The sequence below is a fragment of the Spirosoma endophyticum genome, assembly GCF_900112365.1.
Lineage (GTDB): Bacteria > Bacteroidota > Bacteroidia > Cytophagales > Spirosomataceae > Spirosoma > Spirosoma endophyticum.
On record NZ_FOLQ01000019.1, the window covers coordinates 27,668 to 52,534 of the forward strand.

At 47.7% G+C, this 24,867-nt stretch carries 24 protein-coding genes and 1 tRNA gene; 10 read left to right on the forward strand and 15 right to left on the reverse strand.

Features of this window, described 5'->3' with window-relative positions:
* Positions 1-43 precede the first annotated feature (43 nt).
* Entirely contained in the window at positions 44-976 is a 933-nt protein-coding gene (locus BM202_RS28635) for a glycoside hydrolase family protein (RefSeq protein ID WP_245776823.1), read from the forward strand.
* A gap of 33 nt (positions 977-1,009) precedes the next feature.
* Here the strand turns inward: BM202_RS28635 and BM202_RS28640 are convergent, their stop codons facing one another.
* Together BM202_RS28640 and BM202_RS28645 are read right to left on the reverse strand one after the other, a co-directional pair.
* A complete protein-coding gene (locus BM202_RS28640) occupies positions 1,010-2,356 on the reverse strand; it encodes a Gfo/Idh/MocA family protein (RefSeq protein ID WP_093832683.1) in 1,347 nt (448 codons plus the stop codon).
* Between the two features lie 111 nt (positions 2,357-2,467).
* A complete protein-coding gene (locus tag BM202_RS28645; protein ID WP_093832685.1) occupies positions 2,468-2,863 on the reverse strand; it encodes a VOC family protein in 396 nt (131 codons plus the stop codon).
* 167 nt (positions 2,864-3,030) lie between these two features.
* Here BM202_RS28645 and BM202_RS28650 point away from each other — a divergent pair, with 167 nt between their 5' ends.
* The gene (locus BM202_RS28650; protein ID WP_093832687.1) at positions 3,031-3,393 is read left to right on the forward strand and encodes a hypothetical protein; all 363 of its coding nucleotides are present in this window, start codon (positions 3,031-3,033) and stop codon (positions 3,391-3,393) included.
* Between the two features lie 85 nt (positions 3,394-3,478).
* Here the strand turns inward: BM202_RS28650 and BM202_RS28655 are convergent.
* The 4 genes from BM202_RS28655 to BM202_RS28670 form a co-directional block, all read right to left on the reverse strand.
* Positions 3,479-3,553, reverse strand: a tRNA-Val gene (locus BM202_RS28655).
* A 72-nt stretch (positions 3,554-3,625) separates the two neighbouring features.
* The gene (locus tag BM202_RS28660) at positions 3,626-4,942 is read right to left on the reverse strand and encodes an MFS transporter (protein ID WP_093832689.1); all 1,317 of its coding nucleotides are present in this window, start codon (positions 4,940-4,942) and stop codon (positions 3,626-3,628) included.
* Between the two features lie 55 nt (positions 4,943-4,997).
* Positions 4,998-5,885: an alpha/beta fold hydrolase gene (locus BM202_RS28665; protein ID WP_093832691.1), complete on the reverse strand. Its 888-nt coding sequence runs from the start codon at positions 5,883-5,885 to the stop codon at positions 4,998-5,000.
* Positions 5,886-5,888: 3 nt separating this feature from the next.
* Positions 5,889-6,368: a hypothetical protein gene (locus BM202_RS28670; RefSeq protein WP_245776824.1), complete on the reverse strand. Its 480-nt coding sequence runs from the start codon at positions 6,366-6,368 to the stop codon at positions 5,889-5,891.
* A 261-nt stretch (positions 6,369-6,629) separates the two neighbouring features.
* Here BM202_RS28670 and BM202_RS28675 point away from each other — a divergent pair, with 261 nt between their 5' ends.
* From BM202_RS28675 to BM202_RS28685, 3 genes are all read left to right on the forward strand, one after another.
* Positions 6,630-7,808, forward strand: a complete 1,179-nt coding sequence (locus tag BM202_RS28675) for a glycosyltransferase family 2 protein (protein WP_093832693.1) — start codon at positions 6,630-6,632, stop codon at positions 7,806-7,808.
* Between the two features lie 40 nt (positions 7,809-7,848).
* Positions 7,849-8,463, forward strand: a complete 615-nt coding sequence (locus BM202_RS28680; RefSeq protein ID WP_177236713.1) for a glycosyltransferase — start codon at positions 7,849-7,851, stop codon at positions 8,461-8,463.
* A 105-nt stretch (positions 8,464-8,568) separates the two neighbouring features.
* On the forward strand, positions 8,569-9,801 hold the full coding sequence (locus BM202_RS28685; RefSeq protein ID WP_093832696.1) for a glycosyltransferase family 4 protein: 1,233 nt from the start codon (positions 8,569-8,571) through the stop codon (positions 9,799-9,801).
* Between the two features lie 5 nt (positions 9,802-9,806).
* Here the strand turns inward: BM202_RS28685 and BM202_RS28690 are convergent, their stop codons facing one another.
* Together BM202_RS28690 and BM202_RS28695 are read right to left on the reverse strand one after the other, a co-directional pair.
* Positions 9,807-11,645 carry an ABC transporter ATP-binding protein gene (locus tag BM202_RS28690; protein WP_093832698.1) on the reverse strand — a complete coding sequence of 613 codons (1,839 nt, stop codon included), beginning with the start codon at positions 11,643-11,645 and terminating at the stop codon, positions 9,807-9,809.
* 154 nt (positions 11,646-11,799) lie between these two features.
* Positions 11,800-12,852: a glycosyltransferase family 4 protein gene (locus BM202_RS28695; RefSeq protein WP_093832700.1), complete on the reverse strand. Its 1,053-nt coding sequence runs from the start codon at positions 12,850-12,852 to the stop codon at positions 11,800-11,802.
* Between the two features lie 230 nt (positions 12,853-13,082).
* Here BM202_RS28695 and BM202_RS28700 point away from each other — a divergent pair, with 230 nt between their 5' ends.
* Entirely contained in the window at positions 13,083-14,153 is a 1,071-nt protein-coding gene (locus tag BM202_RS28700; protein WP_093832702.1) for a glycosyltransferase family 4 protein, read from the forward strand.
* A 5-nt stretch (positions 14,154-14,158) separates the two neighbouring features.
* On the opposite strand, the gene BM202_RS28705 is transcribed toward BM202_RS28700, so the two are convergent.
* The gene (locus BM202_RS28705; protein ID WP_093832704.1) at positions 14,159-15,127 is read right to left on the reverse strand and encodes a zinc-binding alcohol dehydrogenase family protein; all 969 of its coding nucleotides are present in this window, start codon (positions 15,125-15,127) and stop codon (positions 14,159-14,161) included.
* Between the two features lie 124 nt (positions 15,128-15,251).
* The gene (locus tag BM202_RS28710; protein WP_093832706.1) at positions 15,252-15,860 is read right to left on the reverse strand and encodes a Crp/Fnr family transcriptional regulator; all 609 of its coding nucleotides are present in this window, start codon (positions 15,858-15,860) and stop codon (positions 15,252-15,254) included.
* Positions 15,861-15,984: 124 nt separating this feature from the next.
* Here BM202_RS28710 and BM202_RS28715 point away from each other — a divergent pair, with 124 nt between their 5' ends.
* Both BM202_RS28715 and BM202_RS37470 read left to right on the forward strand, forming a co-directional pair.
* Positions 15,985-17,631: a T9SS type A sorting domain-containing protein gene (locus BM202_RS28715; protein ID WP_093832708.1), complete on the forward strand. Its 1,647-nt coding sequence runs from the start codon at positions 15,985-15,987 to the stop codon at positions 17,629-17,631.
* Between the two features lie 333 nt (positions 17,632-17,964).
* Entirely contained in the window at positions 17,965-18,135 is a 171-nt protein-coding gene (locus tag BM202_RS37470) for a hypothetical protein (RefSeq protein WP_177236714.1), read from the forward strand.
* A gap of 66 nt (positions 18,136-18,201) precedes the next feature.
* On the opposite strand, the gene BM202_RS28720 is transcribed toward BM202_RS37470, so the two are convergent.
* Positions 18,202-18,681: an ankyrin repeat domain-containing protein gene (locus BM202_RS28720; protein ID WP_093832710.1), complete on the reverse strand. Its 480-nt coding sequence runs from the start codon at positions 18,679-18,681 to the stop codon at positions 18,202-18,204.
* A gap of 265 nt (positions 18,682-18,946) precedes the next feature.
* On the opposite strand from BM202_RS28720, the gene BM202_RS28725 reads away from it, so the two are divergent.
* Positions 18,947-20,983 carry a thioredoxin domain-containing protein gene (locus BM202_RS28725; RefSeq protein ID WP_093832712.1) on the forward strand — a complete coding sequence of 679 codons (2,037 nt, stop codon included), beginning with the start codon at positions 18,947-18,949 and terminating at the stop codon, positions 20,981-20,983.
* 12 nt (positions 20,984-20,995) lie between these two features.
* Here BM202_RS28725 and BM202_RS28730 read toward each other — a convergent pair whose 3' ends face one another.
* A complete protein-coding gene (locus BM202_RS28730) occupies positions 20,996-21,820 on the reverse strand; it encodes a class I SAM-dependent methyltransferase (RefSeq protein WP_093832714.1) in 825 nt (274 codons plus the stop codon).
* A gap of 320 nt (positions 21,821-22,140) precedes the next feature.
* Positions 22,141-22,563 (reverse strand): secondary thiamine-phosphate synthase enzyme YjbQ, encoded by a 423-nt coding sequence (locus BM202_RS28735; RefSeq protein ID WP_093832716.1) that lies wholly within the window; start codon positions 22,561-22,563, stop codon positions 22,141-22,143.
* Positions 22,564-22,676: 113 nt separating this feature from the next.
* On the opposite strand from BM202_RS28735, the gene BM202_RS28740 reads away from it, so the two are divergent.
* Positions 22,677-23,507, forward strand: a complete 831-nt coding sequence (locus tag BM202_RS28740; protein ID WP_093832841.1) for a toxin-antitoxin system YwqK family antitoxin — start codon at positions 22,677-22,679, stop codon at positions 23,505-23,507.
* An 81-nt stretch (positions 23,508-23,588) separates the two neighbouring features.
* Here the strand turns inward: BM202_RS28740 and BM202_RS28745 are convergent, their stop codons facing one another.
* Positions 23,589-24,326 (reverse strand): pirin family protein, encoded by a 738-nt coding sequence (locus BM202_RS28745; RefSeq protein WP_245776825.1) that lies wholly within the window; start codon positions 24,324-24,326, stop codon positions 23,589-23,591.
* A complete protein-coding gene (locus BM202_RS28750) occupies positions 24,313-24,837 on the reverse strand; it encodes a hypothetical protein (RefSeq protein WP_093832718.1) in 525 nt (174 codons plus the stop codon). Before BM202_RS28750 ends, BM202_RS28745 begins: the two co-directional genes overlap by 14 nt.
* Positions 24,838-24,867 lie beyond the last annotated feature (30 nt).

Consider the following 24,867-nt stretch of genomic DNA (forward strand, 5'->3'; position numbering starts at 1 on the left):
TACAGGTTGGCGCGGTTAATACTCGCGCCAGATTAGGCTTTATATGAATTCAATCGCAACGTTCGTCGCTCTTGTTTGTGCCTGCCTGCTACCTGGTGAAGGAAATCGGCTGGTTACTACGTCCTTGCCGTCGAAAGATGAGCCGCAATTTCCAACGGAACTGGTTTCATTTGTTCCCTACAAAAACAACCCGGTTTTCGCGGGTACGGGTGCCGATACGTGGGATAACAAGATTCGGGAACGGGGCTATATCCTGCACGAAGGCGATACGTATCACATGTGGTATACGGGCTATCAGGAAAGCAAAAATAAAACGAAATACCTTGGCTATGCTACATCGGTAGATGGCCTAACCTGGACGCGTTACAAAAACAATCCCATTCATACAGCAGACTGGGTGGAAGATATGACCGTGCTTAAAGACGGCAGTACGTATTACATGTTTGCCGAGGGCCTGAATGACGTAGCGCATCTGCTCACCTCAACGGATCGCGTAACCTGGACAGAGCAGGGGCCACTTGATATTCGGTATACAAACGGCCAGCCGCTCAGCAAAGGACCCTATGGAACGCCAGCGATCTGGAAAGAGGGCGATGTCTGGTATCTTTTCTACGAACGAAACGATCAGGCCGTCTGGCTGGCAACGTCCAGAGACCGGAAGGTGTGGACGAACGTTCAGGATGATCCTGTGCTGACAAAAGGTCCTACGGATTATGACCGTTATGCCATCGCCATGAATCAGGTTATTAAGCACAAAGGACTTTATTATGCCTACTACCACGCATCGGCCTTTTCCGACTGGCACGAGTGGTCAACGAACGTAGCGGTATCGAAAGACCTGATTCACTGGACGAAATTCGCCGGAAATCCAATCGTTGGCGGTAACAAATCAAGCGGTATTGTAGTCAACGACGGCAAGCAGTACCGGCTGTATACGATGCACCCATCGGTGAGCGTGTTTCTGCCAGCGAATTAACGTAGCGCGGCTTTCCAGCCGCGCTACGTTACACTAAACTACGGGCAACTTCCAGCCGTTGTGGTAATGAGCCGCAATCATGGCGTTGGCCTGTGGGTCATTTTTAAAGCCTTTTGCTGCGGCATCCCAATATACTTTGCGGCCTGTTTTGTAGGCAATGTTTCCCATGTGAGCGTTGATCGCGGCAATACTGCCCGTTTCGATGCCACATTTCAGAATGCTGGCATCGTTGGTTTTTATCGCCTGAACAAAGTTTTTCGTGTGTTCATTGAGATACTCCCCATTACGAACCTGTTTAGGAATATCCTCGACTTTATAGACTTTGATGCCATTTTTGGTTTCCGTTTCGGGGAGTAGCTCCCAGCCGTCGCGGTTAAGCACCAACGTAGCGTTATTCCCGATAAAGGCAATACCTTCCGTCCGTCCATAGTTGCCGCCGTCGATGCCCGTAGCGTGTTCCCATAGCATGTTGAAGCCTTCATATTCATACACCGTCTGTAACGTATCGGGTGTTTCGGAGGCATCATCGGGATAGGCGAGTTTCCCGCCCGACGCCATCACCGATTTGGGCGCTTTGGCGTTCATGGCAAAGAGGGCAATGTCGATTTCGTGAACGCCCCAGTCGGTCATAAGGCCACCGGCATAATCCCAGAACCAGCGGAAATTGAAGTGAAATCGGTTCGGATTAAAGGGACGCTTCGGGGCTGGACCCAACCACATATCGTAGTCAACGCCGGCCGGTGGCGCACTGTCGGGCTTAACCGGAACGGGTTTCATCCAACCCTGATACGCCCAGACTTTTACCAGACGAATATTTCCCAATTTTCCTGAACGAACGTACTCAATGGCCTTTGCATAATGCGAACCACTACGTTGCCATTGACCTATTTGTACAATTTTATTGGCTTTACGGGCAGCGGCCAGCATCAGATTACACTCTTCGATGCTGTTGGCCAGGGGTTTTTCGCAGTAGACGTGTTTCCCGGCCGATAATGCATCGGTCATGGCCATGCAGTGCCAATGATCCGGCGTACCAATAATGACAGCGTCGATGTCCTTATTTTCCAGCAGTTTCCGGTAGTCTTTGAAAAGCTGGGGGCGTTTATGCTGTATGGCCTCAACATCAGCTGCCCGTTTGTCTAGCACACTCTGATCGACATCGGCGAGGGCGACACACTCGACGTCGCTCATCAGTAAATGGGAGCGGAGATCCGACCAGCCCATGCCATTACAGCCAATTACACCAATCTGAAGTTTATCGCCGGGAGCAACTCGTTTCCGTTGGCTGGCGATTGCCTCCAGCGTGGGAAGCGTAATTAGTCCGGCTCCCGAAGCGGTTATGAGCGAGTTTCGTAAAAAATGTCGGCGTGTCGTTGTCATTCGATTGTCAGGGTTTAAAGATGGGCAGATGGAGTACATCTGTAAAAGCACATTTCGCCACGTAACTAATCAACTTATCGAGGGATGAAGGCTTTCTTTTTGGATTTAAACTCAGGGCTGCCGTTCGCCGTAGCAGTAACAAAGTCCGTCGGGAGCAACGACAAAAAAGACGTTCCAGTTGGTATCGCCATGTTTTTGATGGTCAACGTTTGATACGTCCTTTTCCAGACCATTTGCCTTTAATTCTGCAACCGCTTTTTCGAGATTATCGACCTCAAAAAAACAACCGTCCTGGGTTGGATCACCGCCATTCTCGGCCAGGCCAAGTCGAAATCCGTTCTTATCCAACGTAGCGGATTTGTGGGGTGAAACCTGCCGGGAAACCACCCGAAATCCCATAATCGTTTCGTAAAAGGGAATGGCCGTCTCCAGATTATGAACCGGCAAATTCATTTTATCCTGCTGGTAGGGCCAGGCATTTTTAATAATCACTCCTGTGGGTTCCATTCGTCGTTATTTTTCTGCTTCAAATCGACGGTAAAAACATTGATAAAGTAAAGAGTTTCAGCATATACTGAGCGTTTATCCGGCAAAACCACCGTTAATGTATTTTGCCAAACCTGAGTTGATGTGTTACCATACATTGACTAGTTCCCTGTAAAACACTATTCATTATGAAGTACATCTCTCGTATATCCGGAATCTTACTTATCAGCGTGTTGCTGGCTTGTTCTGACGGCAATAACCGTAAAATTTCGGTTACTGACTCAGCTAATACGTATGAGTTTTTGGCCAAATTCGAAAAGGAAAAAACCAAACGTGTTCAGGATTTTATCAATACCCAGGTGGCTCCCAGTAGTTTTTCAGGCGATCACGTGTCTATTACAACGACACTGGATGACAAAACTAGATTCAAACTGGAAGAAAGGGCGGGTAGAATACGGATAGAGCTGGATAAAGAAGCCAATTCTGACGCGTCTTACCAGCGTATTAAAACAATGTGTGAGGGTATTGAAAAAGTACTCGATGAAAAGTAACGTGGATCTGGTATCTATATCGTTGCTTCAGGCAGCTTAATAAAAAAAGAGGGCTATTACGTATCTCCGCAATAGCCCTCTTATGTAGGAAGTAGCGGGCTCGAACCGCTGACCTCTGCTCTGTCAAAGCAGCGCTCTGAACCAACTGAGCTAACCTCCTTTGTCCCCGAGAAAGCGTTAACGACGAAGTTTTTGTAAACCGTCGTCGCTAACGCCTTCCGGGGTTGCAAACTTACAAAACTTCCTCTGTTTCCAAATGGGTGCGGTAAATTTTTTGCGACGGAATCCGCCACAAAAGCACAAAGCCAATGATAAACAGCACCAGTAGCGCCAGCACACTGTTGCGCATACTACCCGTGATCTGTTCAATAAGGCCGTAAACCAGCGTACCGAATACGATAGACGTTTTTTCGGTTACGTCGTAGAAACTGAAATAGGAGGCCGTGTCGGTCGTGGCTGGAATAAGCTTGGAATAGGTCGAGCGAGACAGCGATTGAATACCACCCATCACCAGGCCAGCCACACCTGCCAGCACAAAAAACTGCGTTTGTGTCTGCACGAAGTAGGCTCCGGCGCAGAACGCAATCCAGATCACTACGGCTGTCATCAGGGCATGCGTATTGCCGAACCGTTCCGATAGTCGCGAGAATCCATACGCCCCCGGAATGGCCACCAACTGAATGAGCAGAATGGTGATGATTAAACTCGGGCCGGATAAGTGCAATTCATCAGTTCCGAAAATAGTAGCGACATACATTACCGTTTGTACGGCCATATTATAGACGAAAAAAGCAACTAAAAACCGTTTGGCTAAGGGCTGTTTCTGTAAGTTGGCCCAGACATGGCGAAGTTCCTTAAACCCATTCAGTAAATAATTTCCGCTACGTTCGGTTGTCTTTCTAAGGCCATCGGGCAGCCGGCTAAATGGAATCTGGGCAAAACCAATCCACCACAGCCCGACTGTCAGGAAGGCGATTCGGGAGGCCAATGCCTCGGAGATGTTGCCGAACCATTCGCGTTTGAGAATCACCAGCAGATTCAGCACCATAAGCAGAACGCTACCTATGTAGCCCATTGAGAATCCGCGTGCGCTAACCCGGTCGTATTGGTCTTCAGTGGCAATGTCGGGCAGGTAGGAATTGTAGAAAACGATACTTCCACTCCAGCCAATCAGGCTGAGCCAGAAGCAGATAACCGCGAACGTAGTGGTTTCCTTTGTGAAGAAGTAAAGCAGGCTACAACTGACAGCGCCCGTATAGCAAAACACCTTCATGAACAGTTTCTTATTCCCACTATAATCGGCGATGGCGGTGCAGATAGGGGATAGGAGGGCCGTAAACAGAAAAGCCGCCGAGATTGTATACGAAAATAGAACCGAGTTTTTGATGGAAATCCCCAGGAAGTTGATCACTGGACCACCCGTCTCGTTGAGCGCTGTCGCCGAAAAATAAACCGGGAAAATACTGGAGACAATGACGAGCGCATGGACAGAATTTGCCCAATCATAAAAGGTCCAGGCGGTAAGGATACGAGGGTTGTTTTTCTGCATAAAGAGCGAAAGAACGAATGAGTGAAAGAGCGGTTAAGCAAGTTACATCGCTCTTTCACTCATTCGCTCTTTCGCTCTTTAAAAAGTCAATTACGGCTCGGGTAAAGGCGTGGTTGGAGTCGCCGGCAACCATGTGGCCTGCATCGGCAACACTCACGCTCTGGACGTGTGGGACGGCATCCAGGAATTCGGCCACGACTTTATCGCTCACTACGTCGCTCATGCCACCGCGCACGATCAGCGTGGGAACTGTAAGGGCACGAGCAGCTGCGTAGAGCCGTTCTTCATTACGTATCGCTTGGTCAGGACCACTGTTTTGTCGCCACAACGCCAGCATTTTGGGGTCCCAGTGCCAGAAATAGCGAGATTCGCCATTCGCTCCCTGTCGCAGCCGTAGATTTTTCTCTAATCGGTTATGATCCGACGGGCGGGCCGGGGTCGCGTTCGACCGGTGGGGAAGATAAGCCGCTACGGCCTCGGCGGCTTCGTCTAAACTGGCAAATCCTTTTTGATTGCCACTCATAAATGCAAAAATCCGCTCGATACCCTTCTGTTCAGCACGTGGGGCGATGTCTACCAACACAATGGCGGTACATATGGAATCTGTATTTTCAGGTCGTTCGCCTTCGGCAATAAGCGCCGTCATGCCGCCCATCGACGCGCCCACGAGCGCTGGTTTCTGATCAAGTTGGGCCGCCACCGCGCGCAGATCGCTGGCTAAATACTCAAGCCCGTAATGACCCTCTGGTGACCAGTCGCTATCGCCATGACCCCGAGCGTCGAGGGCAATGGCATACCAACCAGCTTCGGCCAATAGTCGGACCGTATCACCCCATGAATGCCGGGTTTGGCCCCCACCGTGTAACAGAAGCACTGGCTTGTGGGTTGGGTCTCCCCAGGCATCGGCCGATACGTAGAAGCCCGGTTCAGTTTCGAATGTCACTCTTTATAAACTTGGTTCAAACACCAGATAGATGTTGGTTTTGACGCCATCGACCGTAGCTTTATTATCCTGACGTAAAATCAGCTTGTTCTTCGTCAGTTGAACAATGGGGAAATTTCCTTTGAACCCGGTCACGTCAACGTCCATCGACTGGTTATCGGCCGCGAATTTCCAGCTACCACCATTAACCACCGTGTTAGAGCGATTGGGATCAAGGGCTCGAACCGTACCATCAGCCCGAAACTGCATGGTTAGGGTAAATAGCACCTGAGATTCCAAACCCAATCGGCTTTCTTTGATGGCCTGTCCATCAGTCGTTGTAATGCTGGTTGTGACCCAGTTATTAGCTACTAGTAAGTCTGTTTGAGTGGACTCCGTGGGCGTTGCTCCATCGTCCTTTTTACAACCGGTTATTAAACCAAAAAGGACAGTGAATATGAGCAGAAATCGGAGAGTCGTCATAACGGAATAAGGTCGTTTCATGAGTGCTTGTTTGGAATACTAACGAGGAGCCATAGCAGATTCGTTTGTTGAACAACGGCTGTCATGCTGCTACAGCTTTCTTGTTTTTAGTTGATTATTGTTGCAAAATACGACAAAAGACCAAATCATTACGTCAATTTGGTTGTCATTGTTCAGGTGCCAAGGCAGGGTCACGTAGCACTCCACCAGTTAAATGAGTAGTTTGTCGTGCAATGAAACCTGGCAAATGGTGTTGTATAGTAGCGATAACGTTGACGAAAAATGTGCCTTTCTTTACTAGTCGGATTAAAAAATAACCTGCCCTACACACAGCATTTCTATGCCGAAACCCGTTTGTTATATCCAGAAATTGAAATCGTTTTTGTCAGCTACCATAGCACAGACGGAACCCACGAATGGCTCGATTCGCTACAGGATGATCATGTAAAATACTATTACGAAAATGAAGAGCGAACCCTCTCGGATACGTACAATAAATGCATAGAGCTGGCTTCGTCAGACTACGTACTATTTGCTCATAACGATATGGTGCTAACGCCAGGATTCGTCGAGCAGTTGGCTTCTCTTCAATCTGTCCACCGCGTGGTTTCTTATACTACCGTGGAACCACCTATCTTTGCGGATGATGAACGACCCGGCAAAATTGTGCGGGATTTTGGCGTCGATATCGCTACGTTCCAGCGTGACGCTTTATTTCAGTTCTCCCAGCAGGAACAGCAAAAGAATAGTGAGGGAAATAGGGCGTTAGCAGACAGTAATAAAATTTCCTTTTTTTTATGTGCTGCCCGGAAAGTGCTGTTGGAGATCGGCGGACTGGACCCTCTATTCAACCCTATGTTTTGCGAAGATGATGATTTAATACTTCGGCTTAATTTGAAAGGACTGGAGATGGTTGTTTCCTTAAATGCCATCTGTTATCATTTTGTGAGTAAAACGTCCCGTTTTTCAGCCGAGTACAGTCGCAGAACGCAGCAAATTGAGACTCAATCCAATAGAAACTTTATTCGAAAATGGGGATTTCGAAACAATTCTTCTGTGAAGAAAAAGTATGATATCGGATTCGTAGTAAGAAACGGCAACGTAGCGATTCTGCGGGAACTTGAGCCCTGGTGTTCAACCATTTATATTGATACAGATGCTGAAGCGTATCAAACGGAGGAACAGCCCCGCACCAGCTTTGACCTCAGAAAAAAAATAAAAACCCTGGGGGAAAAGAAAGAAAATGGAATTATGGTGTCGGTGGATGCAAAAAAAATAGATGCCGGAAAACTAGCCCAGATCGAATACCTTCATGAGGCCATTCACGCCAAACTTATGGAGCCTAAAAGCTTATTGTCCAGGTTGTTGGCTATTGGCCCGCCAACGTTTACATGGCATGGGTACCGCATCCGGATCATTGACCAGACCTCTTACGAAAACCGGCTCATTACTAAGTTTTGAAACGACGATGTTTGGACGATTATTTCGACGCAGAATCAAGTTGTCTTACGGAATTACAGTATGCAATGAAGCCGATGAACTGGAGCGTCTGCTTTCGTTTTTAGTGCAGCAAAAAGATCGCCAGGATGAGATTCTTATTTTGCAGGACAGCACCAAGGCCGACAAACGGGTAGCCGACGTAATTGATAAATATCGCGGCACACTGATTGTTAAGCAGCAAAAACTTAATAATGATTTTGCTACGTTCAAAAATAACCTGATTGACATGGCTTCGGGCGACTATCTGTTTCAAATTGATGCCGATGAACTGCCTGCCGAAAAGTTAATTCAAAACATAAAACGCGAATTGATAAAGCATACGAAAAGCGATTGCTTTGCCGTGCCGAGAGTTAATCTGGTCGAGGGGCTTACGAAGGAATTTATTGACAAATGGAACTGGGACGTGGATGCGAAAGGACGTATCAATTTTCCGGATTATCAGCTTCGGATTTTTAAACTGAATAATTCCATTGCCTGGAAAAATAAGGTACATGAAGAACTGACTGGCTTCCAGCATTGCCAATACCTACCTTCGGCCAATGAGGATTTTTGTCTGATTCATAGTAAAGACATTGACCGTCAGAAACGGCAGAATGATTTTTACGATACGTTATAAACAAGGTTACTAAACACAGAGAAAACGGAGGTTTTCATAGAGCACACATAGATTTTTCTTTTACTCAGTGAAACCCTCCGTGGCTGTGTGTTTAAACTATTTGAAATGAAGAAAATAGCATTTATTGTGCAGCGGTATGGAGAAGAAGTTAATGGTGGGGCGGAATACTACTGTCGGATACTGGCCGAACGATTAACGGCCCTGTATGATGTTGACGTATTGACCAGTTGCGCGCTGGAGTATGTGACATGGTCCAATCATTTTCCGGCTGGTGCCAGTGTCGTCAATGGTGTAAATGTCCTGCGGTTTCCCACCCTGCACAACCGGGATGAGGAAGGCTTTGCGTTGATGATCCACAAACTGACGAGAAAGCCACCACCGGGCAAAAGCAAACTGTCGATCGCCCTGGAAGAAGTAGGGCGGCATATTTCGGGGAAAACAACGAAGTATTATGGTCAGCTCTGGGCTGAATACCAGGGCCCTTATGTTCCCGAATTGATAACGTATTTAAAGCAGAACCATAAAAAATACGATGCCTTAGTCTTTGTTACGTATCTCTATTATCCAACGATTGCCGGACTAAAGGTTGCCCCCCGGAAGTCCATTCTAATTCCGACCGCTCACGATGAACCACCCATTCATCTGCCGGTATTCAAGCGTTTTTTTTCATTGCCCAAAGCGATGCTGTACATCTCGGCGGGTGAGAAACGATTTGTTGATCAGGCTTTCCCCGATAAAACGCAGTACACCGATATTCTGGGCGCGGGTATTGAACCTGCTCAGGTAAGCACGAATCTTTCGGCTGCGGCTATTTTGGGCACTGATGCGCCTTATGTAATTTATATTGGCCGGATCGATACGTCGAAAGGTTGCGACGTACTGTTCGACTACTTTATCCGCTACAAAGAAGAGAATCCATCTCCGTTAAAGCTGGTGCTGGTGGGGCAGACGTTTATGACAATCCCTGAGCACCCTGATATAGTGCTGGCAGGATTTGTGGAGGAAGCCGTAAAAGTTACGCTGTTGAAAGGCGCTAAAGCATTGGTTATTGCTTCGCTGTATGAAAGTCTGTCGATGGTTACGTTAGAAAGCTTTTCGTACGGTGTCCCGGTTATTGCAAACGGTACCTGCGAAGTCATCAGAGACCACGTTCAAATCAGCCGGGGCGGTTTGTTATACACAGAGTATGCTGGTTTTGAGGACGCTCTTCATAAGCTTTTAGCCCAGGACACGCGTGAAATGGGCGAAAACGGGAAAACGTATATTGCCCAAAATTACACCTGGGATAAAGTTTTGGCCAAGTTCGCCAGGGCCGTCGACTACGTAACAGGACGTTGAAAAGGCTATTGAAAGACCTCCTGCATCATATTCAGGCGTTTGTAAATGCTGTCTTCGCTGTTGATCAGTTCGAAGTGATTACCTCGTTCGACAATCCGCCCGCCTTCCATAATTAAAATCTCATCGGCTTCTTTAATCGTGCTCAGTCGGTGAGCGATCACCAGCGTAGTGCGGCCCTCCATCAGGTTATTCAGGGCAATCTGCACCGACTTCTCCGATTCGACATCCAGGGCAGATGTCGCTTCGTCGAGAATCAGAATGGATGGTTTTTTGAAGACAGCCCGCGCTATACTCAACCGCTGACGCTGGCCACCGCTCAGGCGAATGCCCCGATCGCCGATGTTGGTGTTGTAGCCATCTTCGGTTTCCATGATAAAATTATGGGCGTTGGCTACTTTTGCCGCTTCGATAACGTCTTCCAGGCTGGCATCCGGCTTCCCCAGGGCTATGTTGTTGAAGATCGTATCGTTGAACAGAATGATTTCCTGCGTCACAAAGCTCATCTGCTCACGGAGCGATTCCATTTTGTAGTCTCTAACGTCAATACCGTCAATTTTGACGCTTCCCCGCGTGGATTCGTAAAAACGGGGAATCAGATCGGCAATGGTCGATTTCCCGACGCCAGACGGGCCTACGAGGGCGATTTTTTTACCTTTTTCAATTCGGAAGCTGATATTTTTCAGGACTGGTTTATCACCATACTGGAAGCTAACATTGTCGAAGACGATGTCCCGCCGGAACGGTTCCATGACTCTGGCATCTGGCTTGTCCAGGATTTCGATGGGTTTGTCCAGTAGCTCGATAATACGTTCGCCAGCGGCCTGTCCCTGTTGAATATTGGTGAGGGCTACCACAATGGCTTTCGCGGGACGTATTACCTGCGAAAAAATGGCGATGAAGGCAATGAACGAACTGGCCTGTAAACTTCCCTGACTACTCAGCACCAGACTACCTCCGTATACCAGAATGCAGGCTACAACAAACACGCCCGACGCTTCGGAAAAGGCCGGAGCCAGTTCCTTGCGCTTAAAACCATCCAGACTGGCCTTCCGGTAGAAATCATTCTCCAGACTAAACCGTTTTAACACAAAGGGTGTCGCATTGAACGATCGCAGAATCCGCATACCCATGAGCGTCTCGTCCATCAGGGTGAGCATCCGTCCCATAGATGATTGCACGTCTTTCGCTTCCTTTTTGAGCTTTTTTGTCACGGCCGCGATACCCACGGCTGAGATAGGAATGATGATGAGCGTAAAGAACGTTAGCTTGGCTGAAATGGCGAAAAGCGCTACAAAATAGCCAATAAGCATAAAGGGCTCTTTAAATACCACCTCGATGGAACTGCCCGCCACACCTTCGATCGCATAGACATCGCCGTTAAGCCGGGACAGTAGATCACCTTTATGTTCCTTGGTGAAGTAGCCCAGGTGCAGGTAATTTATTTTTTCGAACAGGGCTTCCCTAAGCCGCTTCACCAGTAAGGTTCTGACACTGAGCAGGGATCGCTGAGCCAGGAACCGGAAGAAATTGGTCATGACCACCGCTACCACGATCATACCTGCCAGAAAATACAGCGCATAGACAGGATTGGTGGTTTTGAAATTGTAAATCAGGTGGTAAAATGAATCCTTGAAATAATCGGGTGACAACCGGAAGGTGGGCGTCAGGGCATATTTAGCCGCATCGGCTGTGTTGATGGGATCAAACAGAAAATTGAGCAGGGGTATGATCAACGCAAACTGAAAGACGTTGAAAAATACGCCGATGAGGGTGAATACAACAAAGGGGACAATAAACTTTCCATAAGGCTTGGCATACACCATCAGCCGTCTATAAATCTTCATTCGTTAACGTTAACGTGGGGAATACCCACAAATTTACGGCTTAAATGGTTTAACCTATTTAGTATCCACAGAGGCAGGCCCGGAGAACACGGAGAAAAAAGATCTAATAAATTTCTCTGTGTGCTCCGGGCCTGCCTCTGTGGATACTAAATATCTACGCTAATGACCGGTAGACTTCGATGTATTTTTTGGCTGAATCTTCCCAGTTGAACGTAGCACTATGAGCTTTCATCGCTTCCTTCATCTGGCTCCCGGCCTTTTTGTAATGGCGCATGCCGGCCATAAAGTCTTCCTGCATGTTGTCAAAGCCGTAGAAATAGAAAGCCAGATCCTTACCTATTTCGGGTAGAGCCGTGTGTTTCGACAAAAACACCGGTTTGCCAATCGACATCGCTTCCGTAACGGGCAGTCCGAAACCTTCAGCCAGCGATGGCATCACAACAGCCTGACAGTTATGGTAATACCACGATTTTTCCTGTTCACTGATTTCATCTACCAGGTGCATCCGGTCCTCAACCTTTAATACTGATGCCTGCTGCTTCAGGAAATGAGCATAATCTTTATCTTCGTGCCGACCGGCCAGCACCAGTTCCAGCGCCGGATTGCTTTGTAATAACGGCAGAATCTGGTGCTGATTTTTCTTACGGGCAATGGCGCCGATGTTGAATAAAAAGGGAATGGTTGGCCGATATGATTTTTCTTTCAGCAAGGGCGTCTCCAGGCCATTGGTCCCATTGTAGATCATATGGACGGGTTTGTTTCCCGTATCACAATGGGTCAGTACGTCGTTTTTCGTAAACTCAGAGATACAGACGATGGCATCGCTACGGTCTATATTCCGCTGTACATCCTCAAGGCAACGTTTCTTTTTCTGCTCGGTTTTGTCCTCATGCAGGAAATTAAGGTCGTGGATAGTAAGCACAACTTTAATTCGGCTATTCCGTCGGGGCAGGTATTGGGAACTTTGGTACGTGCTATGCCAGATCTGAAACTGACTCAGGGATGGCATGAAAAATTTTTGAAGAGAATTCTGTGGAATAACGGGAACCGAAGGTCCAAAGGCGGACCGGATGTGTCTCGGTCCAAATACTGACAATTGCTCCTGGGTTGAATTTTGCTGAAGGGCTTTCCCCAGATTGAGGCAATAATAGTATAGTCCAGTGTTGGCATACTTCATCCTCTCGCAATCGAAGGTGATTCGAATCATACACAATAACCTTTCAGGTTGTTTAACTTGTTAAATAAAATATCCGCTACAAATATAAGTTTGCAGTAAACTACACGGTTCTATAGCTTGGGACACCGAACCAGACAGAAGGGTTGGAATAGGAATGACGAATGTCGTCTATACAACCAATACAATAGAATCGCCGTTATTGTTGCATAACCTATAAATTGTGCCTAGTTGACACCCCTCGTCGACCACGTTTCTGATCTATGTCCCGTATTATTCTTGACTGCGACCTGATGAAATTTCCTCATTCTGGCCTGTATTATTACTGCCAAAATCTTGGAGAACACATCAATCAGGTGCTCGCTGAAGAAAACGAGCCGTTCGTCCAGATGTTTCTGCCACCCCGTAAGAAACTTATCCTCCGGCCCGAACCGTATCATTTGGTGGAGCGAAAATGGCATAAATTCTTTCAACCTTTTCTGCTCGATTGCCGCGTATGGCATGCACCTTTTCAGTCCGGGCGGATTTTTCCGAATCGAAAACGGTTTCCCAACCTGAAAATAGTGCTGACCATCCATGATTTGAACGTATTGCACGAAGGGAAACCTGAACCCGTTCAGCAGAAAAGCATGGCCCACACGCAGTCACTGATCGACCAAAGTGATGCCATCATCTGTATTTCCGAATTCACCAAACGGGATGTACTGGCCAACTGCTACGTTGGTGAAAAACCCGTTCACGTGATCCATAATGGTGTCAATAAACTACCGGAGGTAACCGGAGACGTAGTGGGGTATAAGCCAGCCCGGGAGTTTTTGTTGGGAATTGGCTATCTGAATAAAAAGAAGAATTTTCACGTACTACTGCCGTTGCTGGAATCCAATCCCGATCTGGAGATGATCATAATTGGTCATCATGACGACCCGCATTACGTAGACCAGATGAAGCGTTTAGCCCAACAATTAGGCGTTGAGAAGCGTCTGCACTTGCCCGGAACGGTTTCTGAAGGAGACAAAATCTGGTATTTAAGAAACTGTAAGGCGTTTTTACATCCTTCTCTGGCCGAAGGCTTCGGCCTGCCGGTGGTAGAAGCCATGCAGTTTGGCAAGCCTGTTTTTCTCTCCAGCTTTACATCTTTGCCGGAAATAGGGGGGGATGCCGCCTTTTACTTCCCTGACTTTGATGCCAACGTAGTGCAGGACGTGTATCGGCAGGGCATGCAGGAATATGAAACCTCGAACTTGTCGGAGGCTGTTATTACACACGCGGCCCAATTCGATTGGGCGGAAAGCGCCCGCCAGTATATTGCTGTTTATCAGTCGATTATCGACTAATCTGCCTAGGTTAATACAACTAGTTTGCCGCCAGCCTGATTGCTTTCCATATACGCATGCGCCTTGGCAATTTCATCAAGGTGAAAGACTTTGCTCACGTTTAAATGGATCTGACCAGCTTCAACGGTGTGTATAAAGTCCTGAAAAATCGCTGGAATTATGTTGGCCGCACCGCTATTGTAAATCGTCAGACTGACCAGGGGCGGGATAAAGTCCATCGGAGCGAAATTCGGGATTTCCCATTGTTCAGCCAGCATACCGGTCATACATACCGTTCCCCCTGGTTTAGCGCAGTGTAAGGAATCTTTCAGCGTTACCGTACCGACCAGTTCCAGGACTTTATCGACGCCGTCGGGGAAAATGGCCTTTACTTTGCTGGCCAATTCACCATCGTCAATGAGGCAATAAGAGACTCCGTTATTCATCAGTAAGGATGCCTTATCGGGATTTCGCGTTGTCGCAATAACCTGTACGCCCATGCTTTTTGCCAACTGGGTCGCCAGCATACCTATGGACGACGTACCCCCTCTAATGAGCAGATTATCACCTTTTTGACAATTCAAGGCCAGACTAAGCGATCCATAAACAGTTTGGTACATTTCGGGTATGGCACCGAGTTGATCCCAGCTTAACTGACTCTCGAAAGGGAACACGATCGATTTGGGTAGCACCGTATATTCGGCATAACTACCGTCGAAATCCCGTCCCATACCGCCCATCAAAGCCGCGACTTTCTGTCCTTTTTGATAGTCGCCGGATGGATCAGATTCTACTTCCCCTACGCATTCAATCCCTAAGACACGCGGAAATTTGACGTTTGGCGAATACCCCTTACGCGTCATCAACTCCGATCGGTTTAGCCCAAAGGCTTTTACTTTGATCAGGATAGTGTCTTCGCTGGCCTGTGGTATCGGTCTTTCTTCAAGCTGGAAGGCATTTGCATCCCCTGAATTCTTTAAAACAGCGGCTTTCATAGCTAGTTGCTCAGTTGTGATGTGTCGTAGTTAATTCTATGCTTGGCTTATTCGACAACGCAAAGGTGGCTGTTCCTGCCGGAAGCAACCCTTAAAGAAGGTTAAGAAATACCCTTAACCTTCTTTAAGGGTTAACCTGTTTTTTGGAGATCTCTTTCCGAATTTTGCTCAGAAATTCGGGGGTAATGCCCAGGTACGAAGCAATTTGAGTATTGGGCAGCCTTTGTGACAGATTGGGGTATTGATCTAAAAAAGTAACGTAGCGTTCTTCGGCGGTCGAGCTGATGGCCTGTAAGACTCGGTTTTCGAGTTCAACAAATCGGTTCTCAATAATAACTCTGAAATTTCGGTCAAACTTCGGGTTATGCATAAAGAGATGCAGAAGATCAGGCTTACTGATCTGTAAAATGACTGATGGCTCGATGGCCTCGATATACACACGGCTTGGTTTCTCCGCGTAGAAGCTGTCGATTTCCATAATCCACCGGGCTGCCGGGCGGTCATTTTCAGCCGCAAACTGAAGATTATGTTCAACGCCTTTTTTGTCAACCTGAAACTTCCTGAAGCAGCCTTCTGCCACAAACGTGTAATGTCGGCAAATGTCATTCTCCTGGAGAATAAACTGCCTCCGTTTAATTCGTCGTTCAACAACCCGCTTCGATAAGTCGTCTCGTTCCTGTTCATCAAGAGGAAGGTAATTATCAAAATTTGCGAAGAGTTTTTGGATCGTCACGTTGTTTAAGCAGGGTTATTGACTTCACGTAGCTCAAATATACGTTGGAGATTCTACCCATACTGACCGGCTGACTCCGTCATACGTACAGTCTCTTGACTTAACTTTACCGAAACTTTACGTCATGCGCCGTCCGATTGTTTTTTTTTGTTTGTGGGTAACTGGCTTTTGGCTAGGCAGTCAGCCAATGGCAACGGCTCAGGAACAGTGTGCGGATCGGCTCTCGTTTACGCCTGTCAGTCAGCCTAATCAGATCGAATGGAGCAAGTTTCCTGATTTTACACTTCCGTTTCCCGTCATCTACAATGGACCACGATTTACGGATACGCAGGCCAGCCCACTACGTCATGGTTTCAGCAACCTTGTCGATGTAAAGGACAGCGAGTTTGGCTCACTGGTTCAGTTCAGGCAGCGCGTCATTGTCTACTATGGTTTCGCGACCGGCCTTAATCAGCCCTGGGAAACTATCGAGAGTCCGTGGGCGAATGATCTGGATGCCTACCGCGCCAAATGGGATCGCTTTTTGTCTGACATAAGCGGGGGACAGAAAAATTCAGCCGGGTTGTATGTTGTTCAGGCGAGCCGACTGGTGCTGGATATTGAGCGTTTTCAGGAAACAGATGCCCGAATTCTGAGACTCAAACAGGATACGCGCGTCCCGGAAACGTATCGGAATTTGTCGGATGCTACGTTCATCGCTACGTATAAACAGGACATGCGTAACCTGCATGCCGAGGGGGTACGTTATATTCGTCAACACGCCGACCTGGGCGGAGCCAGTATCAGTAGTTATGCCGATACGCCCGTGCTGAATACGTATCTGAACGTACCAACTTTCTCCTGGGCCGATTGGACAACTAAAATTAACCTGACAAACTATCTGGTTCAGGAAGCCAGCGGAACAAGCATTGGTGGGCCGTATTATGAACAACTGGACGCCTTGTCACCCTCAGCCTATTATTTCTACGATTACCCAAACCCGCTGGCCAGAGATTATCTGGCGTATCTGTTGTTTCAGGTAGAAGTGAACCGGGCCTGGAGCAATAAGCCCGTGGTGCCCTGGGTCTGGATGCGGTACCATAACGAATCGAGCAGCTATCCGAATTTCATTCAGCCATTTATGGCCGAAGCGACTGCCATTTTTCCTTTTTTTTCTGGCGCAGCCGGGCTCTGGTTATGGGAAGATCCTTTTCTCACCCAGAGTCGCACCGATAATTACGCGGCCTATGAGCACTTCACTCACGGGCTGTATCGACTGTCCCGTTTCGCCGATATGTTTCAGGGAACGCATGAGTTGGTGATCGAAACGCCCGCCCGCGACCTCATGGATAAGCAACTCCCTGTGTGGCGTGGTGTGGTGAAGGAAAATAAAATTCTGATTGCGGCCCAGAATCCGTATGCGAATGATGGCCAGAAAACAAGCCTGACAGTACGGTATAAATCCTGGCAACAAGCCATCGAACTGACGGGCCGAGAGGTGTATCTGTGCCGTTTTGATATGGGCAGCGTTACCGCAACGGAACCCTTGCTGCCAGACGTAGTGGCGTCGCCTAATCCGGCTCAAACGACTCTGACCGTAACATTCGATCAACTTCCCCCGGCTGCCACCGAAATTGGATTGGTCAATATGCTCGGACAAACGGTCATCAGAAAAGCCGCGACCAGCAAAACGGAAACGGTGAACGTAGCGGGTTTGCCCGTTGGGCTGTATGTTCTCCGCATTCAAAACGAAACCCATACCCAGACGAAAAAAATTATCATTAGTCATTAGTAAGGACAAGAGCCTTCAGAAACTGTCTGACTTCCCTCTAAAGCTCGATAAGATACCGGTGAACAAGATGATGTTTTAAAGGCTGGTGGTAACTCCAGTCGGAACTTTAAGCCATCATCTGGTCCGCCGATACCGTCAACTGGTAAACAAAGCGGGTGGGATTGATGAGCTATAAAATCATATAGTTACGACCTGCTGCCGAATAGATCGGAGAAGGTACAGCTGGTGATTCAAGTGGATGTGGATGTTTACTAATTAGAAGTAGGTGTAACTGCAGTCTTAGATTTGTCAATCTCACCAAAACGCCATAAATCGAGAGGAAACTACGGGGGAATGATTGACTACCTATCGCATTGGATCAACCGGGGTGAACTATCCGGATTTTCGCCGGACGAATTGGCCATGCACGAACGCTACACCGACTATTTTACGATGGGTATTGCGATCTGTGTAGCCCTGCTGTACTGGCAATTTAAGGAGCTCAAAGAGAGTGACTTGAAATAAAAAAGCCAGACCGTTAAACGAGTATCGGCACTGGCCAGGTCCATTCTTGTAACCACCCGTTTGTTGCTATTTCCCTAATTTTCGCTCAATCAGTGCGACTATTTCCTTGCGATTTTTGAGCTTGGCAAAATCCAGGGGCGATTTACCATCGTTCGAAAGCAGGCTTAAATCTGCATTGGCGGCTAAGAGTAATTTGACAATGTCAACGTTATCCTGCCAAATCGCATCATGCAGGGCGGTGTACCCATTATAGGGACCCTGTTTGTTAATATCAATATTGTGTTCGATCAAGAGTTGAGCCGCTTCTGTTCGGCCAGCATAGGCGGCCGCGTGTAAAGCCGTTGCTTTCATCCCCGGGTCAACGGCCCGTACATCAGCGCCAGCATCTAACAGTAACTTGACGATATGGTTATACCCTTTATAAGCCGCAATGACCAGAGGGGCATCCTGGTTTGAATCCAACTCATTGACATCAGCCCCATTTTGAATGAGTTGCTGAACGAGTAAGCTATTATTTTTATTGATGGCATTCAGTAAAGCGGTCATATCAACTCCTGTAGTTTGCGTAAATGGTATAGTTGAATAGGTTTCAATAGGCCCGTGCGGGCTAGCCTGTTAAACAAATATAGAGCCTGCGATGCCATTTTGATGGCCGGGTTACTCACTAAAGCGGCCTTCCTATCCTATTGTCTGGTCTTTTTTGCCAATCATGCACTAAAGTAAAAACTGGTGCGTAACTCCTGTAGTTATAACAGAACTAAATGAGATACCCAGGGAAAATAGTAAAACTCTGTGTCAAAACCTCAAAATTATGCCGAATCAACTGCAATACGAAACCAGTCCTTACCTACTCCAGCACGCTGAAAATCCAGTTGACTGGTATCCGTGGGGCGAGGAAGCCCTCGCCAAAGCCATCGCTGACGACAAGCCGATTCTGGTTAGTATTGGGTATTCGGCCTGTCACTGGTGCCACGTAATGGAACGGGAATCGTTTGAGAAAACCGACGTAGCGCAGGTGATGAACGAGCAGTTCGTATGCATTAAAGTTGACCGGGAGGAGCGTCCCGATGTAGACGCAATTTATATGGATGCGGTACAGGCAATGGGTGTGCAGGGTGGCTGGCCGCTCAACGTATTTCTGATGCCCGATGCCAAACCGTTCTATGGCGTTACGTACCTACCGAAGCGAAACTGGGTCAATCTGTTAGAAAGCATTCGATCAGCCTTCGACAATAACCGGGCCGATCTGGCGCAATCGGCGGACGGCTTTGCCCGAGAGTTGAATCTGACCGATGCCGAACGGTACGGCCTGACACAGAACGACCCATTATTTGCGCCCGAAACGCTCGATGTTCTCTATCGTAAAGTCGCCGTCAAAGCCGATGATGAGAAAGGAGGGATGCGCCGGTCACCGAAGTTTCCGATGCCCAGCATCTGGCGGTTTTTACTCCGTTACTACGCCGTTACGGGCAACGATTCGGCATTGCATCAGGTCAAAATTACCCTCGACCGTATGGCGTTGGGCGGTATTTACGATCAACTCGGTGGCGGATTTGCGCGCTATTCAACAGATGTTGACTGGTTTGCGCCCCATTTCGAAAAGATGCTTTACGACAATGGGCAATTGCTGGCCCTGTACGCAGAAGCATACAGCCTGACAAAATCAGAACTCTACAAGCACGTTGTTTATCAGACAATTGGCTTCATGCAACGCGAGCTGATGAGTCCGGAAGGTGGGTTTTACTCCGCCCTTGACGCCGACAGCGAGGGCGTTGAAGGAAAGTTCTATACGTTTACCACCCCTGAACTGCTGGACATCCTCGGCCCTGATTATGACTGGTTCGCCGAATTGTATAATCTGACCGATGAAGGAAACTGGGAACACGGCCGTAATATTCTGCATCGGACAGAAGCCAATAAATCGTTTGCGGAACGCATGGGCTGGTCTCTGGCCGATCTTAACCTGCGGTTAGATGCTACGCACGTACGATTGCTTCGAGTACGTAATGAATACATTCGGCCGGGCCTGGATGACAAGATTCTGTGCTCATGGAACGGTCTGATGCTAAAAGGATTGGCCACGGCCTACCGCGTTTTTGGGGAACCGGAGTTTCTGGCACTAGCACTGCGACTGGCGTATTTTCTGCTGAAAAAAATGCGTGACACTCGCAACGGGCGACTCTGGCACACGTACAAACTGGGACGTGCTCGTCAGGCGGGTTTCCTGGACGACTATGCGGCTGTGATCGACGGATTGCTGGCGCTTTATCAGGCGACTTTTGTCCAGAGCTGGTTAACGGAAGCAGACCAACTGATGCAGTACGTACTGACGAATTTTAGTGATACCAGCGAATATGAAACCGGACCCGATCCAATGTTTTTCTTCACGGATAAAAATGGTGAAGAACTCATTGCCCGACGTAAAGAACTGTTTGACAACGTAATTCCGTCATCCAATTCAATGATGGCTGAGAATTTGTACATGCTAAGTCTGCTGCTTGAACGTAGTGAATACGCCGAACGGGCCGACCAGATGCTGGGCCGTGTACAACCGCTCGTCCAGCAAAATGCCGATTACCTGACCAACTGGGCGGCTCTGTTTGCCTTACGAACCCGCCCAACGGCCGAAATAGCCATTGTTGGTCCCGAGGCTGAACGATTTCGGGCTGAATTGGACGCTGAATTTTATCCCAACAAAATACTGTGTGGTACGTCTGCCAGGAGCGATTTGCCGCTCCTGCACCAGCGTGGCCCCATAGATGGCAAAACAGCTATCTATGTTTGTTACAACCGCGCCTGTCAGTTACCGGTTACGAGCGTTGCCGAAGTATGGAAAATGGTGAAGTGATTCGCTAGGTAGTTAACGCTTCCGAAGTATGACCAGATCCTGTTGGTCTATACCTGTTGGAATCACGTTTATAACATCAAAATACTGACTCCACCGTTCCTGAATATAGGATTCTGTATGGTAGCTGTTCTTGTAGAATTGGGGTAAACCATCGGTGCACGTATCGTCGGACGCGTAAAAAAAACCTTCCTGCTGGACTGTCTGTACCGCAGCGGGAGTAAGTTGATGAAAGAAAGCGTCGCCGTGGATGGTTAGCAATGCATAGCCACCCTGGCGCAGCACGCGACTAATGTCGGCTAGCCAGGCATGTTCCATATCTTCGGGTAAATGCGTAAAGACGCTGATGGCGAAAACAAGGTCAAACGTCTGATCGTCATGCAGCATAGTGGGCCAGGAAGGGTTCAATTTTACTGAGCCTACCTGTGAATAATGTTCGGTAAGCCAGGTAACGGCCTCCGCGTCAATATCTACACCATGAATTCCTTTGGCATTAATCGACCGCATGGCCAGCGGAATTAATGTTCGGCCACAGCCACAGCCAAAATCCAGTACGTTCTCAAACTGCGTCAACGTGCGGTCAACACCCGAAGCTGCCAGCCCATGATTCATTTTGTTAATTAGCGATTGCCCGTGCAGAAAAAAATCAGTGTAATAGGAGCCTGAAACTCGAATTTGAAGGTTGGCTGGCGGGATCGCTGAAACCTGATCTCTTAGCATGAGCAATGAGTGAAGCTGACCAATGTAGACTTCGTTCTGTCTGGCTCGGTTGCGTGTTTCTTTGACCTCAGCTATACCATATTTCAGGTACTTGAAAGAGAAAAAATTAGACATGTTCATGGGTGAATAGGGGAGTTTAAGTGTATTGAAAAGCCCGCAGCAGTCTAGTTTTATAGTAAACCTGATCCTGGCTACGGGCTTTTAATACGTTTGAGAAATGGGTGGATAGATGCATCATCGCCGAACGACGAACATACATTACCCTTAAATATCTGAATAACTTTAGTTGAATGCCACTACGTATGGGTGAGTGACAGGTAATTCCAGGTGAGTGAACCGTTTTACGGGGTAGTGAGAGAATGTAGTGAAAATACTCGTATCCACTGAGTGTCTGCTAAACAGCGGATCTGGCTACGTAATAGCTTTGTAAAATCATTCGTCTAATCACCCCAGGCTGTCAATACCAGCGTTCGCGACCCGCCGTGATCGCGGTGTTCGCCCAAATAAATGCCCTGCCAGGTTCCCAGATTCAGCCGACCATTCGTGATGGGAATCGTAACGGCGTGCCCCAGCATAGCGGCTTTCAGATGGGCGGGCATATCATCGGACCCTTCATAATCGTGTTGGTAATAAGGCTCATTTTCGGGAACCGTTTTATTGAAAAACCGCTCAAAATCACCCCGTACCGTTGGGTCGGCATTCTCGTTGATCGTTAGGCTGGCCGACGTATGCTGGATAAAAACGTGCAGTAAACCAACGCGAATCCGTTGCAGATCCGTAAACTCCCGTTCGATTGCGCGGGTAATTAAATGGAAACCACGCGAGTAGGCGGGTAGGTGAATAGTTTTCTGAAATGTGGGCATATGGGTAGCGGATACTGACTAAAATAATTAACTATCTTAGTCATCAATCAGTTGTCAACGGGGGTTGTTTCTGTACACAACGGAATGAATTGCCCATTGAAAATGATCGCGTGATGAAGGCACTTTATTGGCTATTGTGTGGGCTGATGGTCAGTCAACCCATACGGGCGCAGGTTGATTCCACGGGAGCCGTTCATGATAATATAGTCCGTCGATTCCATCCGGAGTACGACGAAGAAATCATGTATTACGGGAAGCGTAATCAATACTTTAGCGTTAAAATTCTACGTAAAAACGGCACGTTACTCCGGCTCGATTCATACACGTTGTTGCCCAAGACACTGCCAAACGGGTTTCCATTGGATAGTGTCAATCGAATTATTCGACATGGCCCTACAAAAATCATGTATCCTGGGGGACAGCTACATATCAGCTGCGACTATAAAGACGACTTTATAAACGGTCCATTTATGGTGTTTTATGAGGACGGCGCCATCAAACGAAAGGAATTTTATCGCAACGGGCGCGTTGCCCGGAGTCAGTGTTACACGCCGGAAGGGGATAAGCAGACCTGTGAACCGTTCTATCAGGCCGCCAAGTTCATGGGCAAGCCGAATGAATTGTCAGATTATCTGAAACAGAAATTGGGGAGCGTACTGGATGGCGAGCGCATTCGAAAAATAACCGCTACGCTGAGAATCAACGAAATAGGGCAGGTCGTTAATGTGGATGTGTCGGTTAACGCAACCACAGGCAACGATCAACGGGTTCCGGCGGTCGTTAGCTATGTTCAGCAGATCATTCGAAATATGCCCGAATGGACACCCGAAAAGATGAACTGGAAACCGGCGCTCAATGATGGTAAGGCCATCTCGTCAAACTGTGTGTTGACACTCTATCGCTTCTACGGAGGTATTCAGAGTAATATGTATTTCAAGTTGTAGTCGAAGAATAAAGCGCGGATGACATAGATTGAACGGATAAGCGATGATCGATAATCCGGTTCAATCAGCGACATCCGCGTTCTATTTTCTATGAAGCGGAATTTCTAGCAGCAGGAGTATGGCATCGTTCGATAAAGCCTCGAATTCAACGGCTGGCTCTTGTACGTTCATCAACGACAAGCCGTCTCGTTCATGAAGTAACCGATCCTGAACCTCGAATACGCCGTTTAAAACAAAGACAAAAACACCATTTGTTTCCGGGTTTTCAAGCTTATAAATTCCATCTTCTCGACCATCGAATTTCCCAATAAAGCCACGGCTACGTAGTGCATTCTCGTTTATTGAAAAAGCGGGAAGGAGCTTATTTTTATCCGATAAATCGAATCTTGTTTGCCTGAGGCCGGGTGTAAAATCACTTGAGTTGTTCGTCAGCCAGATTTGGATGAAATTAATCAGGTCCGTCTCATATGGATTGATAATTTCATAGTCCATACTGCTGGCCAGCGAGAAAAGCTGAGCTTGACCTGCTTCTAGAAAACCATCTCCCAGACTGCTTTTGTATTCAAGCCCGCCAACAATCGGCAAAATCACTACGTCGGTAGTTGACTCAACCTGCATCCTGATACGATTCCCGGCCGTTAACGTATCGTCATTTAAAACCTGTAAAGCCCCGAAAGGTAGTTTGTGCTCATCGACGTACTGACCAAAGGAAAAGCAGTGATAGCTCCTGAAATAATCGAATTGGGAGCATCCGCGCTGGTCGGCCAGAAACAACTGCGCCTGAAGTTGGGTATCCATCATTGGCTTACTGACATTCATCTGGTTGAAAGGATGAAATGCTAAGGTAGGGTTGTATAGCGATCATATCGGTATCGATTTCTTTGCCAGCCCGCAAGGCTTCCCGCTGATCGCCGTAGGCAATGAGTAGTTGATTATCAAGCGTATCAATCCAGGTCAGTGGATCGCTATACAATGAAATGGCAATTCTATGGGCCTCTTTATGATGCACATGCGATTGAATAATATCGAACTTGAATTGCGTAAACGGAAGACATAATTTGCCGGATACGTTCGCAATGTCGGGGATGATCTGATTCAATTGCCGGATGTAGCCAATGGCGGCCGTACTCGTCAGGTAGTGCAGTTTGTCGGCATTGGGGACATGCTCGACCAACTCCTGGAACGTAGCGTATTTGTTCTCCTGGTTATAAAATTGAGCCTGCATGAAAAATTCCATGTAGGTATCCTCAAACACGAATTTGTCCCACGCTTTTTGAGAGGCCGCGTCAATGATTTTTCGATAACACAGACGAATAAGTCCTTTTGTCATTTTAAATACGTACCAAGCAGTTTTTACCAC